Genomic DNA, 15,437 nt, shown 5'->3' with positions numbered 1-15,437 from the left:
CGATGGTTCCTACCCAGGTTACGGCTTGGCCGGAACCGTGATCTTGCCGTCGACGATGTCCTTCTTGGCAGCGTCGATCTTGTCCTGGATGTCGTCGATCTCGCCGCCGGTGGTGGACAGGCCCACGCCGTCGACCTTGAGGTCGTAGACGATGTCGCTGCCGCCCTTGGCGCCGCCCTGGAACGCCTTGATGTACTCGAAGACGCCGACGTCCACGCGCTTGAGCATCGAGGTCATGATGACCTCCTGCAGCTCGGGCTCGGTGACGGTCTGGCGCTGGTCGGAGTCGACGCCGATGGCCTTCTTCTTGGCCGCGGCAGCCGCCTGGAACACGCCCAGGCCGGAGTCACCGGCGGCGTGGTAGACGACCTCGGCGCCGTCCTGGAACATCTTCTCGGCCGCGACCTTGCCCTTGTCGGGGGCGCGGAAGCCGGTGAAGTCGCCGTCGGGCGTCAGGTACTTGACGTCGATCTTGGCGTCGGCCTTGACCGACTTGACGCCGGCCACGAAGCCCGCCTCGAACTTCTTGATCAGGTCGTTCTCGACGCCGCCGACGAAGCCGACGTGGCCGCTCTTGGCCTTGGTCGCCGCGGCGACGCCCGCCAGGTAGGAGCCCTGCTCCTCGGCGAACAGCAGGCCGGTGACGTTGGCCGCGTTCGAGGCCGAGTCGACGACCGCGAACTGCACGTCCGGGTTCTCCTCGGCGGCCTTCTTGATGTCCTCGCCGTAGGCGAAGCCCACGCCGATGATCGGGTTGTAGCCCGCGTCGACGAGCTGGGTCAGCAGCTCGGCGCGGTTGGAGCCGTCGGCGGCGGGGCTCAGTTCCTTGATGTCGGCGCCGAGCTCGGCCTTGGCCTTCTCCAGGCCGGCGTAGGCGGCGTCGTTGAACGACTTGTCACCGCGACCGCCGATGTCGAACGCGAGGCCGACCTTCAGGCCGCTCGCCGCCGGAGCGTTGGTCTCCGTGCCGGGCGACGTGCTCGCCGTGGTCTCCCCGCCCGTGCTGCCACCACCACAAGCCGCGGCCGCCATGAGCATGGCACCGGCCAGCGTGCCGGTCGCCAACCTGCCGAATCGCTTGCTGAGCAAGGCGACTCCCTTCCATTTCCCCGCCGTCGAACTTCATCGCAGGCGCGAAGAAACGTACGGCAACCCTGCACGGAAGATAGTTGGTTGACCAGGGCATACCAAACCAGCACACAGGGTCGCAACCGCTCCGTTATCGACATCAAGCGCGTCCGTGACCTGATTTCCGGGCCCGTCCGCTCAGGTGGCGGCCGGCAAGCTTTGCCGAATTTTGGGCCTCGCCAGCCGGTGACCGCCGATCGATCATGGCAGGGATTCCCGCCAACCGGCGGAAAAGTCGTCTGGAGCTCTGCCATGCACCCTTGGAAGGCCATCGCCGTGCCGCTGGCCGCGGTCCTCGTCCTGGGACTGACCAGCGGGCCCGTCGCGGCGGACACCCCCGCCATCAGCGTGGAGGGGAACGCCACCCAACCGGTCTTCTCCCGCGCGGACGCCGTCAAACAGACCGTCTTCGTCGAGGTCGAAGGCACCGACAGTGACCACGACGGCCGGCCCGACCGGGTCGCCGTCGACATCCTGCGCCCCAAGGAGACCGACCAGGGGCTCAAAGTCCCCGTGATCATGGAGGCCAGCCCGTACTTCTCCGGCGTCAACGACGTCCCCAACCACCCCGTCGACGTGGACGAGGACGGCAACCCGCTGCCCACGCTGCGCTCGCACGCGGACAAGCTCGCCAGTGAGCCGTTCGCCGGCTACTACGACAACTACTTCCTGCCCCGCGGCTACGCCATAGCCCTGGTCGAGAACGTGGGCAGCGGCCGGGCCACCGGCTGCCCGACCACCGGCGACCGCAACGAGACCGCCGGGCCGAAGGCCGCCATCGACTGGCTCAACGGCCGCGCCAAGGGCTTCGACGCGAACGGCGCCCCGGTCGAGGCCACCTGGTCCACCGGCAAGGTCGGCATGATCGGTGTCTCCTACAACGGCACCCTGCCCAACGCCGTCGCCGCGACCGGCGTCGAGGGACTGGAGACGATCGTGCCCATCGCCGCGATCTCCTCCTGGTACGACTACTACCGGGCCAACGGCGGCGTGCTCGCCCCCGGCGGCTTCCAGGGCGAGGACGCCGACGTGCTCGCCAAGTTCGTGCTGACCAGGCAGGACGGCCAGGCGGTGTGCGGCCCGGTGATCGACGGCCTGGCGGCGGCCCAGGACCGCGTCAGCGGCGACTACAGCCCGTTCTGGGACGCCCGCAACTACCTCAACGACGTGGACAAGGTCCGGGCCAGCGTCTTCCTGGTGCACGGGCTCAACGACTGGAACGTCAAGACCAAGCAGGCCGCCCAGTGGTGGCAGGCCCTGGCCGAGCGGAACGTGCCGCGCAAGATCTGGCTGCACCAGGGCACCCACATGAACCCGTTCAGCCTGCGCACCGCCGAGTGGCTGCGCCAGCTCCACGGCTGGTTCGACCACTGGCTGTACGGGCTCGACAGCGGCGTCATGCGTGAGCCGCAGGCCGACGTGGAGATCGCCGCCGGGCAGTGGGGGCGGCACGCCTCCTGGCCGCTGCCGGGCGCCCACCCGGTGCGGCTGTGGATGGGCTCGGGCGGCAAGCTCGGCCTGCTGCCCCGCCCCTGGTCGGCGCGCGAGTCGTACACCGACCAGAAGACCCGCACGGCCGAGGACCTGGCCGGGACCGCGCCCGCGGCGGACCCGAACCGGCTGGCCTATCTGACGGCCCCGCTGCCCGCCGACGTGCGGATCTCGGGCACGCCGACGATCTCGGTGCGGGCCTCGATGCGCGACGGCGCCACGCCGTACCTGACCGCCCTGCTGGTCGACTACGGGACGGACACGCGGCCCGACGGCAGGCTGGTGCCGACCGGCGAGACGCTCTGCTACGGCCAGGGCGTCCCGGGTGACACCGGCTGCACCGCCCTGCGCACGCTGGGCACGGCGGTGACCCCGTACAAGATCGTCACGCGGGGGTGGCTGGACGTGCGCAACCGGCACCGGGAGGACCGCAGCGAGCCCGTGAGGCCGGGCCGCGAGTACGGCTTCACGTGGGATCTCCAGCCGCAGGACCACCTGTTCAAGAAGGGGCACCGGATCGGCGTGGTGATCATCTCGACGGACCACGACTACACGCTGCGTTACCCGGCGGGCACCAAGGTCACGGTGTCGCCGGGCCGCTCGTCGGTGAAGCTGCCGGTGGTCTTCGGCCGGCTGCCGTGACGGCCCGCCTCAGGCCAGGGCGGAGGTGATCTCGTCCGCGGCCGGGAGGCGGGTGCCCTCGAACAGGGCGGTGAGCGCGGTCGTCGCCATGAGGCGCACGCCCATGGCGATGGCCCGCTCGTCCACGTCGAACGTGCCCTGGTGGATGTCGTAGGTGATGCCGGACTCCGGGGAGCGGGTGCCGAGCCTGGCGAACGCGCCGGGGATCGACTCCAGGTACCAGGCGAAGTCCTCGCCGCCGAGCGACTGCTGGGTGGGCACCACCGCGCCCGGGCCGAGCGCCCGCTGGGCCGCCTCGGTCAGCATCTCCACGCAGCCGTCATCGTTGACCACGGGCGGCACGCCGCGCGTGTAGTCCATCGTCGCCTCGACGCCGTAGGCGCCGGCGACCGACTCCAGCAGCGACTTGATCAGGTCGGGGGCGGCGTGCCAGGCGTTCTCGTCGAGGCAGCGCACGGTGCCCTCGGCCACGCCGTCGTCGGGGATGGCGTTGGCGGCAGAGCCCGCCGACACGCGGCCCCACACGAGGCTGAGCGAGGAGCGCGGGTCGACCCGGCGCGACAGTGCGGCGGGCAGCTCGGTGAGGATCTTGGCGAGCGCGAACACCAGGTCGGCGGTGAGGTGCGGCCTGGCGGTGTGGCCGCCGGGGCCGGAGACCCGGATCGTCAGCTTGTCGCAGGCCGAGGTGATCGGGCCCGACTTGAGGCCGATCTGTCCGACGTCCACGCGCGGGTCGCAGTGCAGGCCGAAGATGCGGTCGACGCCGCTGATGCCGCCCTGCGCCATGACCTCCAGGGCGCCGCCGGGCAGCTCCTCGGCGGGCTGGAAGATCAGGCGCACCCGGCCGGGCAGCAGCCCGGCGGCGGCCTGCTGGGCCAGGAAGAGCGAGGTGCCGAGCAGGACCGTGGTGTGCACGTCGTGCCCGCACGCGTGGCAGGAGCCGGGCACGGTGGAGCGGTAGGGCAGCTCCTTCTCGTCCTGGAGCGGGAGCGCGTCGATGTCGGCGCGCAGTGCCACTGTCGGGCCGTCGCCCCGGCCCACGTCGCAGATCAGCCCGGTGCCGCGCGGCAGCACCGAGGGGACCAGCCCGGCGGCGCTGAGCCGCTCGGCGATCCGCTGCGTCGTGCGGTATTCGGCGAAGGCCAGCTCGGGGTGCATGTGCAGATCACGGCGGAAGGCCACCAGGTCCTGCTCGATCCCCGCCAGGAACGCGTCGAGTTCCCCTCGAAGCTCACGTCCCTGCATCAGTCACCATCCCGTCCCATGCCGTGCGATCACCACTGCCCAACGCCGCACGGCCTAATAGCGCCGTCTTTCGTCATTTGTCCCTCAGTGGCGGCTGTCCGTTCCGAGCAGCTCATCGACACGGGGGCGCGACTCTCCGCCGTCTCCCGAAGAGGGCGGCTTCAGCCGGGAACATGGCGATCAGCCACGGGCCCGGCGATGCTTCGACTTTATCGCTCTCGTGAGCGTTCGCGCCGACAACTACACCAAAAGTTAGCCGCCTGCATGCCCGTAACCACGGGTCGTCACGGACTGTGACCATCCGGCGTGGCCCGAAAATAGTCACAAGGGATCATTAAATCCTGACCCCGAGCCGGGCATCCCAAACGTGCTCCGCCATGACGAATGCTGTCACCTTCTGTCATGGTCATGACACTCCGGCGATTGCTGCATTTGAGAAGAATGCGTGTTTCACTCGCAATATGATCACTAATATCCCGTTCGGGGAGAAGTATGCCAGGTTGAGCATCTTCGAGCCGGGCGAGGGGACCCTGGTGGTCGTACCCTCGCTCTCCCTGCCGCAGGACGAGCTCCGCCGCATCACGGGAGCGCGGTGCTACGAGGAGCGCCTGCTCTTCCTGCTGCTGACCCTGCGCGAGCCCGGGGTCAAGGTGGTCTACCTCTCGTCCGCGCCGATCGACCCGGAGATCGTCGCCTACTATCTCGGCTTCCTGCCCGACCCGGAGGAGGCCGCCAAGCGGCTGGAGCTCATCACCCTCGACGAGCCGCACGCGCAACCGCTCACCAGGACGTTACTGTCGCGTCCCGACGTCATGGACCGGCTGCGGTCCGCGATCGACGACGACGCCTTCATCGTGCCGTTCGTGCTGAGCGAGCTGGAGGAGGAACTCGCCTCGTCACTCAACGTGCCCCTCTACGGCCCGGCCACGGCGCTGGCCTACTACGGCTCCAAGAGCGGCTCGCGCGAGCTCGGCTCGATGGCGGGCGTGCCCATGGCGCGCGGCTTCGGCGACCTGCACACCCTCGCCGAGCTGGAGGACGCCATCGAGTCGCTGCCCGGCGAGCGCGTCATCCTCAAGCTGAACGACGGCTACTCGGGACTCGGCAACGCCATCCTGCCCAAAGGCGACCGCGCCGCGACCAGCTTCTCCGCCGCGGGCGAGACCTGGGAGACGTTCACCGCCAAGATCGCCGAGCGCGGCGCCGTGGTCGAGGAGTTCATCGAGCACCGGCCGCTGTACTTCCCCAGCGCGCTGGCCCGCATCTCGCCCGGCGGGCACCACGAGGTGCTGGCCACCCACGACCAGGTGCTCGGCGGCGCCAACAACGACGTCTACCAGGGCTGCACGTTCCCGGCCGCGCCGGAGTACCGCGCCGAGGTGGGCGCCTCGGCCGACCGGATCGCCGCCATCCTGGCGAGCAAGGGCGCGGTCGGGCTGTTCGGCATGGACTTCTTCGCCATGAAGACCGACGCCGGCTACGCGGCCCTGCTGTGCGAGATCAACCTGCGGATCGGCGGCACCACCCATCCGTACGGGGCAGCCCAGCTCGTCACCGGAGCCCGGTACGACCCGGGCACCGGCCTGCTGATGGCCGGCGACCGGCCCACGTACTACACGGCCACCGACAACTGCTCGGCCGACTGCCTGCGCGGCCGCTCCCCCGGCGAGGTGCTGCGCACCGCCGAACGGCTCGGCCTCGGCTTCGACGCCGCGACCGGCACCGGGAACGTCTTCCACCTGCTCGGCGCCATCCCCGAGCACGGCAAGATGGGCTTCACGACGATCGCCGGCTCCCGTCGTGAGGCCGACGAGCTGCACGCCGCCACCAGGACGGCACTTTGCCGAGCCCCCGCAGGCCGATGATCCCCAGCACGACCGCCAGGATGATGTTGACCGCGATCAGGATGCCGTGCACCACGTAGAAACCGGTGTCGTGGCCGTCCTGAAGGTTGAATCCCAGGTTGATCCACTCGAAGACCATGAACGCGGCGAGCGCGACGAGGAATCCGGCGATCTTTCGTGACATGACCATCTCTCTAGCGTCGTGGGCCGATCTTCGGGGGATGTGTCGGCACATGGGATACAACTCGAAGCTACGCTGAGACCGCCATGTGGACGAAACGGATGCCTGTCACGGCACTCATCGCAGCGGTCGGTCTCGGGGTCATCCTCGCAGGTCCCGCCCAGGCCGACCCGACCACCTCACCGGTGGGCGGTGACGCGCTGGGCGCCAAGGGGCTGGTCAGGCCGGGCGATTTCCGGGCGCCGCCCAAGACCAAGGCGACCTCGTTCCTCATCGCCGACCAGGAGACCGGCCAGGTGCTCGCGGCCAGGAACGCCCACGGCCGCTTCCTGCCGGCCAGCACGCTCAAGATCCTCACCGCGGTCACGCTCATCCCCAAACTGGACAAGGACCTCAAGGTCAAGCCCAGCCGCAACGCCGTCAACCAGGAGGGCAGCGCGGTCGGCCTGCAGCCCAAGCCGATCTACGAGGTCGAGGACCTGTTCAGGGCGCTGATGATGTCCTCGGGCAACGACGCGGCGATGGCGCTGGCCGAGACCAACGGCGGCCTGGCCAAGACCATGGCCGACATGAACGCCGAGGCCAAGCGCCTCCAGGCGAACGACACGGTCGCCATGACGCCCAGCGGGCTGGACAAGCCGGGGCAGAGCAGCTCGGCGTACGATCTGGCGCTCATCGCACGGGCCGGGCTGGCGAACGCTGACTTCCGGCGATATATCAGCACAAAGACCGCCACGTTCCCCGCGCCGAAGAAGCCCTACCAGATCAGCAACCACAACAAGCTGCTCTGGCGCTACAAGGGCATGATCGGCGTCAAGAACGGCTGGACCTCCAAGGCCCACGGCAGCTTCGTCGGCGCGGCCACCCGCGACGGCCACACGATCATCGTGGTCGTCATGCGGCACAAGGGCTACTTCTGGGACGAGGTGGCCGGCCTGCTCGACTGGGGGTTCGCCGCCCGGGGCAAGGTCAGCCCGGTGGGGCAGCTCGTCGACCCGCTGCCCGACCAGCCGCCGGCCCAGGCCGCTCCGGTGACCACCCCGAGCGCCACGCCCAGCGCCGCGCCACCGCCGCCGCTGCTGGACAACGCCGCCGCCAAGCAGACCGGCACCACGCGCACGGTCGGCTCGCTGGTGATCGGCGGCGGGCTGCTGTTCGGGCTGCTCTGGCTCGGCTACGGCATCCGGCGCAGGCGGCGCTCACGCCTGTGACGTCCGGCCCGTCCTGAACGGCATCGGCGTCGGCTCGGGCGGCGGGGCGCCTCCCGCCGTGGCCGTCCACGCGGCCACGTACAGGACGAGCCGGGCCGAGAAGTTGATCCAGATCAGCAGCCCGACCATGACCGCGAACGCGCCGTACAGCGGGTTGCTCAGCGTCTGCGCGAGCAGCAGCGAGGCGAGCTGCTTGAGCAGGCCGAACCCGATCGCGCCGAGCAGCGCGCCCCGGGCGATCACCCGGAACGGCTGGACGGGCCGCGCCACCCAGCCGAGCACGATCACGAACAGCACCCAGTCGGCGCCCACGCTGCCCAGCACGCCCACCACGCCGGTCGCCGCCGTGACCACCGGCGAGCTGTCGCCGAACAGGAAGTTGGCCACGTTCCGCGTCGCCTGCGTGGCCAGCCCGCCGGCCAGCACCGACACGATCAGCGTCACCCCGAGCATGAGCAGCGAGACCAGGTCGCGCAGCTTGCCGAGGAAGAAGTTCAGCGGCGGCGAGGTCGCCATCGTCACCTCGCGCAGCGCCCCCCGCAGCGCGTCCACCGCCCCCAGCCCGGCGTAGAGCAGGCCCAGCAGGCCGATGATCCCGGCGGTCGCCCTGGCCTCCCCGATGCCCGACAGGTCGAGCTCCTCCGACACGCCGGGCAGCCGCTCGGCGATCGCCGCCTCCAGCGCCTGGGTCACCGCCTCGTCGACGGACATCACGTACCCGAGCAGCGCGAACGCCAGCGCGATCAGCGGGAAGAACGACAGGAACGCGAAGTACGTCACCGCCCCGGCCAGCCGGTCGCCGAACGTGGCCTGGTAGCGCTGGACGGTCCTGATCAGGTGGTCGACCGACGGCCGCCGCACCCGCCAGCTCTCCACCGTGCGCCGCCCGCGCGCCTTGGCGGCCGCCACCCGCTCACTCACGATCACCCTGCACTCCTGCCCAGGCGGCCCCCGCTTACGCGGCGACCCGGCTCAACCGGTGAGCGTGATGAGCGTGGTGAGCGGTCGGCCTCGGCGCGGCCGTCGGCTCAGAGCGTCGGCAGGAAGCCCACCCGGTCGCGGACCTCGGCCATCGTCCGCCGGGCCACCGCGCGGGCCCGCTCGGCGCCGGCCGCCAGCAGCTTGTCCAGCTCGGCCTCGTCGCCCAGCAGCTTCTCGGTGCGCTCGCGGATCGGGGTGAACGCCTCGACCACGGCCTCGGCGACGTCCTTCTTGAACGTCCCGTAGCCCTGCCCCTCGTAGCGGGCCACCAGGTCGGGGATCGGCACGCCGGTCAGCGCCGACTGGATCCGCAGCAGGTTGGAGATGCCCGGCTTGTTCTCCTCGTCGAACAGCACCTCCGACCCGGTGTCGGTGACCGCGCGCATGACCTTCTTGCGCAGCGGCCCCGGCTGCTCCAGCACGTCCAGGATGCCGGCCGGGCTGGAGGAGGACTTCGACATCTTCGCCGACGGGTCCTGGAGGTCGGTGATCTTCTCGACCTCCTTGAGGATGTACGGCTCCGGGATCGTGAACGTGTCGCCGAAGCGGTGGTTGAAGCGCTGGCCCAGGTCGCGGGTGAGCTCCAGGTGCTGCTTCTGGTCGGCGCCCACCGGCACGCTGTTGGCCTGGTAGAGCAGGATGTCGGCCGCCTGGAGGATCGGGTAGGTGAACAGCCCGACGCTGGCCGCGCTCTCGCCGTACTTGGCCGACTTGTCCTTGAACTGCGTCATGCGGGCGGCCTCGCCCATGCCCGTCTGGCAGTTGAGGATCCAGGCGAGCTCGCTGTGCTCGCGGACGTGCGACTGCACGAAGACCGTGGCGCGCTCGGGGTCGAGCCCGGCGGCGAGGAGCTGGGCGGCCGCGACGCGGCTGCGGCGGCGCAGCGCGGCGGGCTCGGTCTGCACGGTGATGGCGTGGAGGTCAACCACGCAGTAGAAGGCGTCGTGGGTCTCCTGCAAGGTGACCCACTGCCGGACCGCACCCAGGTAGTTGCCCAGGTGGAAGGAGTCCGCGGTGGGCTGGATGCCGGAGAGTACACGAGGTCTGGCCATAGCAGGCAATTGTGTCAGGAATCAGGTTCGGGCGGCGACTCGACCAGCGAGCGGCGCTTCACCCTTACCCGCGCGATACGCCTGCCGTCGAGTTCCGTGACCGTCAGTTCGAAACCGTGCACCTCGACCCGCTCGCCCAGCTCCGGCACGTGGCCCAGCATCGCCATGACGAACCCGCCCAGCGTCTCGTACGGGCCGTCGGGCAGCCTGATGCCCGTCTCGGTGCCGAAGTCGTTCAGGTTGGTCAGGCCGTCGATCTCGATCTCGCCGGCGGGCAGCACGACCGTGTCGTCCTCGACGTCGTACTCGTCCCTGATGTCGCCGATCAGCTCCTCGACCAGGTCCTCCATCGTGACGATGCCCGCCGTGCCGCCGTACTCGTCGATGACGATGACCATGTGCTGACCCTCGTCGCGCATCTCGCCCAGCGTGGTGAGCAGCCGCTTGGAGGCGGGCACGAACTTGGCCGGCCGGATCGGCACCAGCTCGCTCAGCGGCTCGGTGCGGCCGGTGAGCACCGGGTCCAGCAGGTCCCTGACGTGCACGAACCCGATCACCTCGTCGTAGGACTCGCGGTAGACCGGGAAGCGGGAGTGCGGCAGCCCGGCGGCCAGCACCGCGGCCTCGGCCAGCGGGGTGTCGGCCTCCATGAACTCCACCTCGGTGCGCGGCAGCATGACCTCGCGCAGCTGCCTCTTGCCGGCGGCGAACACCTCGGCGATCAGCTTGCGCTCGTCGGGGGTCAGCTCGGCGTGCCCGACCACCATGTCGCGCAGCTCCTCGGTGGTGACCTCCTCCCGGTCGGCCTTCGGGTTGCCGCCGAGCAGCCGGACGACGCCGTCGGTGGACTTCGACAGCATCCAGATGACGGGCCTCGACAGCGCCGCGATGCGGTCCAGGAACGGCGCGACGACGAGCGACAGTCCCTCGGCGCGTTGCAGGGCGAGGCGTTTGGGGGCCAGCTCTCCGAGCACTAGGGACACGTACGAGATGGCCAGCGTCACCAGCACCAGCGCGAGCACGGGGGCGATGGCGGCGGGCACGCCCCAGCCCTCGAGCACGGGGGTGAGCTGCATGCCGAGCCGGTCGGCGCCGAACGCGGCCGACAGCATGGTGGCGACGGTCACGCCGATCTGCACGGCGGACAGGAAGCGGTTGGGGTCGCGGGCGAGCTTGGCGACGCGCTCGCCGCGGCGGCCCTTGTGCGACAGCTTGCGGACCTGGCTCTCGCGCAGGGAGACCATGGCCATCTCGGCTGCGGCGAAGAATCCGCCCACCAGGATGAAGAGCAGGACCAGGGCGATGTTCGCCGCGACGGTGTCAAACATGGTGTTTGGCAGCGTACTCGGCGGCTTTCCCGCGTATGCTGAACGGCAAGCCGTACAAAATCAAACATATTTCAACGGGAGTGAACATGAGGCTGCTGGTCACCGGAGGCGCCGGATACGTCGGCAGCGTCGTCGCGGCCCAGCTCGTCGAGGCGGGACACGAGGTGACCGTGCTCGACGACCTGTCCACCGGGCACGAGGACGCGGTTCCCGACGGGGCGCGGTTCGTCCGCGCGTCGATCACCGAGGCCGGCGACGCGCTCGACGGGGCGGACGCGGTGCTCCACTTCGCCGCCAAGTCGCTGGTCGGCGAGTCGGTGGAGAAGCCGGGGCTCTACTGGGCCCACAACCTGGGCGGCACGCTGGCGCTGCTGGAGGCCATGCGTGAGCGTGACGTGCGCAAGATCGTGTTCTCCTCGACGGCGGCGACCTACGGGGAGCCGGAGCGCTCGCCGATCGTGGAGAGCGCGCCGACGCGGCCCACCAGCCCGTACGGGGCCTCCAAGCTGGCCGTCGACACGACGCTGACCGCGTTCGCCGCACTGCGCGGGCTGGGCGCGGTGAGCCTGCGCTACTTCAACGTCGCCGGCGCCTACGGCCGCTTCCGCGAGCGCCACGCGATCGAGACGCACCTCATCCCCAACCTGCTCAAGGTGGCGACGGGCGAGCGCGAGTCGATCACCGTGTTCGGTGACGACTACCCGACGGCCGACGGCACGGGCGTGCGCGACTACGTGCACATCCGCGACCTCGCGCGGGCCCACCTGCTGGCGCTCGACGCCTGCGCGGAGGGCGAGCACAAGATCTACAACCTGGGCAGCGGCACCGGGTTCACGGTGAACGAGGTGATCGAGGTCTGCCGCGAGGTCACCGGCCACGAGATCCCGGCCGTCGTCGGGCCGCGGCGGGCCGGCGACCCGGCGGTGCTGGTCGCCTCGTCGGACAAGATCCAGGACGAGCTGGGCTGGAAGCCCGAGCACACGACGCTGCGCGAGATGGTCGCCGACGCCTGGGCGGCGCTTTCCGGCAAATGACTCCTGTCGCGGCGCAATATGTGCTGTGATACCGAAATGTGAGGAGCATTTCACCAAGGGTGACGAAGGCGCTCGCGGTCGTCCTCGTCATGCTGGGCAGCCTGGCCGCCGCCGCGGGCGTGGTCTTCGCCACGCCCGAGCCCGTCAAGGCCGGCTCGCCGTCCCCCTGTCACGCGCCACCCTGACCGCACGAGCACGACCGGCACGAGCACGAGCACGACAAAGGCGCGCACCCCGTCATCCGGGGCGCGCGCCTTCGCGACAGATCAGGTCAGGCCGGGCTGCTCAGATCAGGCCCAGCTCGCGCACCGCGTCGCGCTCCTCGGCCAGCTCGCGCACCGAGGCGTCGATCCGCTCACGCGAGAACGCGTCGATCTCCAGCCCCTGGATGATCTCGTAACGCCCGCCCGCCGAACGCACCGGGAACGACGAGATGAGCCCCTCCGGCACCCCGTAGGAGCCGTCGGACACCACGGCCGCCGACGTCCACTCGGTGCCGTTGACCCAGTCGTGCACGTGGTCGATCGCGGCGTTGGCGGCCGACGCCGCCGACGAGGCGCCGCGCGCCTCGATGATCGCCGCACCGCGCTTGGCCACCGTCGGGATGAACGTCTCGCGCAGCCACTCGCCGTCGACCTGCTCCGCCGCGACCTTGCCGCCCACCTCGGCGTGGAAGAGGTCGGGGTACTGCGTCGCGGAGTGGTTGCCCCAGATCGTCATGTTGCGGATGTCGGAGACCGGCACCTGCAGCTTGGCCGCGAGCTGCGACAGCGCGCGGTTGTGGTCGAGGCGGGTCATCGCCGTGAAGCGCTCGGCCGGCACGTCGGGAGCGTTCTGCTGGGCGATGAGCGCGTTGGTGTTGGCGGGGTTGCCGACCACCAGCACCTTGATGTCGTCGGCGGCGTGGTCGTTGATCGCCTTGCCCTGCGGGCCGAAGATGCCGCCGTTGGCGCCGAGCAGGTCGCCGCGCTCCATGCCCGCCTTACGCGGCATGGCGCCGACCAGCAGCGCGATGTTGGCGCCGGCGAACGCCACGTTGGGGTCGTCGCTGATCTCGATGTCCGACAGCAGCGGGAAGGCGCAGTCGTCGAGCTCCATGGCGGTGCCCTCGGCCGCCTTGACCGCCTGCGGGATCTCCAGCAGGCTCAGCTTCACCGGGACGTCCGGGCCCAGCAGCTGGCCCGACGCGATGCGGAACAGCAGCGCGTAGCCGATCTGACCGGCTGCTCCGGTTACGGTCACCTTGACGGGCGTGGCCATGGCCTTCCCCTAACTCCCGGGTCGATTCGTTGACTTTCGGACTCTACCCGGTCGTCATCCGCAGTCATTCATCGCGGGCACCTTCGACTGCGTGGCGAAGTCCACGGTGCCGAAATGGCGGCCCAGCAGCTTGTGGATCGCCTTGGTCCGGTACATGTCGGCGATCACTCCGTTGATCGCCTTGCACGTCCTGACGTCGCCCTTCCTGAGGCCGACCGCGTAACGCTCCGGGTCGTCGAGCCGCGCGCCCAGCACCTTGTAGCGCTGGCTCTCGCGCGCGGCGAACCCGGCCAGGATCAGGTCCTCGCCGGGCACCGCGTCGATCGCGCCGCTGCGCAGCAGGTCCATGCACTCGGCGTAGTTGCCCGCCGGCACCGACTCGACCTCCACCTTGTCCTGCACCATGCCGACCGTCGGGCTGTTGATCCCGCAGACCCGCTTCCCCTTCAGGTCGGACAGGGCGGCGATCCGCCCCTTGCGCACCAGCACGTCCTGGTAGGCCAGGTAGTACGGTCCGGCGAACGTCACGTCGTCGGCATCGGAGATCGAATAGGTCGCCACCACCAGGTCCACACCGCCCTCGGCCAGCTCCCGCGCCCTGCTCCCCCGCGAGACCGCCACGAACTCCGTCTGCTTCGCGCCGAGCTTGGCCGCGATCTCCTTGGCCAGGTCCACGTCGAACCCCTCGAACCCGCCGTCACGCAGCAGCCCGATCCCCGGCAGGTCGGCCTTCACCCCGATCACGATCTTGCCGGTTCTGCCGACCTTGTCCATCACCGACGCGTACGCCTCCGGCGGCCTGCCGCTGCCCTCGGCCGGGTCGGGGCCCAGCTCGCCCAGCGCCACCGGCCAGCCCTTCCACACCATCGCCGCGACGGCCGCCGCCACCAGCACCAGCGCACCGGCCAGCACCGCCCACCGGGCCCCGCGCCCGCCCCGCACCGGCGCCCCGCCGTCCACGGGGAGCTGGAACGCGCCACTGCCCGTCCCCCCGCCCTCCGGGCGCGGCGGGCTCTCGGCCACCCCGGCACTCTCGGCCCCGCGGTAGGCGACCTCCCCCGACGGCGTCGCGGAGGCGCCGGCGTGGCTCGTACCGGATGTCCGCACGGCGCTCGCGGGCGCGGCCGTGACGCCCGTGGTGCGTGACACGCGCATGAACGGCGTCGTGTCGTCGCTGGCCACCTGGACGCCCCGGTTGAGCACGTCCGTGGACGCCCCCACGTGCTCCGGCTGCCCGAGCAGCCGCAGCAGGATCTGGTCCGCCGACGGCCGCTCGCCCGGCGACTTGGCCAGCGCCGACCGCACCACCCCGCGCAGCGGCTCGGGCAGCATCCCCACGTCCACCTCGTGGTTGAGGATCTTGTTGAGCACCGTCGCGATGGAGTTGCCGTCGAACACCGACTGCCCGGTGGCCGCGAACGCGATCGTCGCCCCCCAGGCGAACACGTCCGTGTAAGGCCCGACGTCGTCGCCGGCGATCTGCTCGGGCGCCATGTAGGCGGGGGTCCCGATGGCCCGGCTGGTGATGGTCCCCGTCGAGTCGATGATCCGCGCGATGCCGAAGTCGACCACGCGCGGCCCGTCGGAGGCGATCAGCACGTTGTCGGGCTTGAGGTCGCGGTGCACGATCGAGGCGTGGTGGATCGCGACCAGCGCGGTCGCGGTGCCGATGGCCAGCCGGTCCAGCACGGTCCCGCGCAGCGGCCCGTCGCTCTCGACGAGCTCGCGCAGCGGCCGCCCGTCGATGTACTCGCTGGCGATGTACGGGGTGTCGCCGTCGAGGTCGGCCTCCATCACCCGCGCCGTGCAGAACGACGCCACCCGCTGCGCCGCCTTCAGCTCCCGCGCGAAGCGCGACCGGGCGACCGTGTCGCCGCTGAACTTCACGTGCAGCAGCTTGACCGCCGCCTGCTCCCCCGCGTCGTTGACGCCCAGGTAGACGATGCCCTGGCCGCCTTCGCCGATGCGCCCGGACAGCCGGAACGATCCCAGCTGGGTGGGATCACCGGCGACCAGCGGCGACATCTGCGGCATTCGTCT

13 protein-coding genes are annotated in these 15,437 nt (G+C 70.4%); 5 read left to right on the top strand and 8 right to left on the bottom strand.

The window, feature by feature from the left end; all coding sequences use genetic code 11:
• Positions 1–18: 18 nt before the first annotated feature.
• A complete protein-coding gene (locus tag KME80_RS05050; RefSeq protein ID WP_219500718.1) occupies positions 19–1,089 on the bottom strand; it encodes a BMP family lipoprotein in 1,071 nt (356 codons plus the stop codon).
• A gap of 291 nt (positions 1,090–1,380) precedes the next feature.
• Between KME80_RS05050 and KME80_RS05045 the strand changes: the two genes are divergently transcribed.
• Positions 1,381–3,261, top strand: coding sequence for a Xaa-Pro dipeptidyl-peptidase (locus KME80_RS05045; RefSeq protein ID WP_219500716.1), 1,881 nt, complete (start codon positions 1,381–1,383; stop codon positions 3,259–3,261).
• Between the two features lie 9 nt (positions 3,262–3,270).
• Here the strand turns inward: KME80_RS05045 and KME80_RS05040 are convergent, their stop codons facing one another.
• A complete protein-coding gene (locus tag KME80_RS05040; protein WP_219500713.1) occupies positions 3,271–4,506 on the bottom strand; it encodes a M20 family metallopeptidase in 1,236 nt (411 codons plus the stop codon).
• Between the two features lie 461 nt (positions 4,507–4,967).
• Here KME80_RS05040 and KME80_RS05035 point away from each other — a divergent pair, with 461 nt between their 5' ends.
• Entirely contained in the window at positions 4,968–6,371 is a 1,404-nt protein-coding gene (locus KME80_RS05035) for a peptide ligase PGM1-related protein (protein WP_219500711.1), read from the top strand.
• On the opposite strand, the gene KME80_RS05030 is transcribed toward KME80_RS05035, so the two are convergent.
• On the bottom strand, positions 6,283–6,534 hold the full coding sequence (locus KME80_RS05030; RefSeq protein WP_246644007.1) for an SCO4848 family membrane protein: 252 nt from the start codon (positions 6,532–6,534) through the stop codon (positions 6,283–6,285). The genes KME80_RS05035 and KME80_RS05030 overlap by 89 nt on opposite strands.
• A 98-nt stretch (positions 6,535–6,632) precedes the next feature.
• Here KME80_RS05030 and KME80_RS05025 point away from each other — a divergent pair, with 98 nt between their 5' ends.
• The gene (locus tag KME80_RS05025) at positions 6,633–7,742 is read left to right on the top strand and encodes a D-alanyl-D-alanine carboxypeptidase family protein (protein WP_246644005.1); all 1,110 of its coding nucleotides are present in this window, start codon (positions 6,633–6,635) and stop codon (positions 7,740–7,742) included.
• Here KME80_RS05025 and KME80_RS05020 read toward each other — a convergent pair.
• The 3 genes from KME80_RS05020 to KME80_RS05010 all read right to left on the bottom strand — a co-directional run bounded on the left by KME80_RS05020 (position 7,731) and on the right by KME80_RS05010 (position 11,103).
• Positions 7,731–8,669, bottom strand: a complete 939-nt coding sequence (locus KME80_RS05020) for a YihY/virulence factor BrkB family protein (RefSeq protein WP_308125620.1) — start codon at positions 8,667–8,669, stop codon at positions 7,731–7,733. The two genes, KME80_RS05025 and KME80_RS05020, sit on opposite strands and share 12 nt — an antisense overlap.
• 101 nt (positions 8,670–8,770) lie before the next feature.
• Complete coding sequence (trpS, locus tag KME80_RS05015; RefSeq protein WP_219500709.1) at positions 8,771–9,775, bottom strand: tryptophan--tRNA ligase; 1,005 nt, start codon at positions 9,773–9,775, stop codon at positions 8,771–8,773.
• Positions 9,776–9,789: 14 nt separating this feature from the next.
• Positions 9,790–11,103, bottom strand: a complete 1,314-nt coding sequence (locus KME80_RS05010) for a hemolysin family protein (protein ID WP_219500708.1) — start codon at positions 11,101–11,103, stop codon at positions 9,790–9,792.
• A gap of 86 nt (positions 11,104–11,189) precedes the next feature.
• Between KME80_RS05010 and galE the strand changes: the two genes are divergently transcribed.
• Entirely contained in the window at positions 11,190–12,137 is a 948-nt protein-coding gene (gene galE, locus KME80_RS05005; protein WP_219500707.1) for a UDP-glucose 4-epimerase GalE, read from the top strand.
• A 59-nt stretch (positions 12,138–12,196) separates the two neighbouring features.
• On the top strand, positions 12,197–12,322 hold the full coding sequence (locus KME80_RS51690) for a hypothetical protein (RefSeq protein ID WP_281426784.1): 126 nt from the start codon (positions 12,197–12,199) through the stop codon (positions 12,320–12,322).
• Between the two features lie 100 nt (positions 12,323–12,422).
• Here the strand turns inward: KME80_RS51690 and KME80_RS05000 are convergent, their stop codons facing one another.
• Both KME80_RS05000 and KME80_RS04995 read right to left on the bottom strand, forming a co-directional pair.
• Positions 12,423–13,397: a malate dehydrogenase gene (locus tag KME80_RS05000; protein WP_219500706.1), complete on the bottom strand. Its 975-nt coding sequence runs from the start codon at positions 13,395–13,397 to the stop codon at positions 12,423–12,425.
• A gap of 54 nt (positions 13,398–13,451) precedes the next feature.
• Positions 13,452–15,431 carry a serine/threonine-protein kinase gene (locus KME80_RS04995; RefSeq protein WP_219500705.1) on the bottom strand — a complete coding sequence of 660 codons (1,980 nt, stop codon included), beginning with the start codon at positions 15,429–15,431 and terminating at the stop codon, positions 13,452–13,454.
• Between the last annotated feature and the right edge of the window lie 6 nt (positions 15,432–15,437).

The organism is Nonomuraea ceibae, from assembly GCF_019396325.1.
GTDB classification, from domain to species: domain Bacteria; phylum Actinomycetota; class Actinomycetes; order Streptosporangiales; family Streptosporangiaceae; genus Nonomuraea; species Nonomuraea ceibae.
This window is presented reverse-complemented; position numbering and strand designations above follow the sequence as displayed.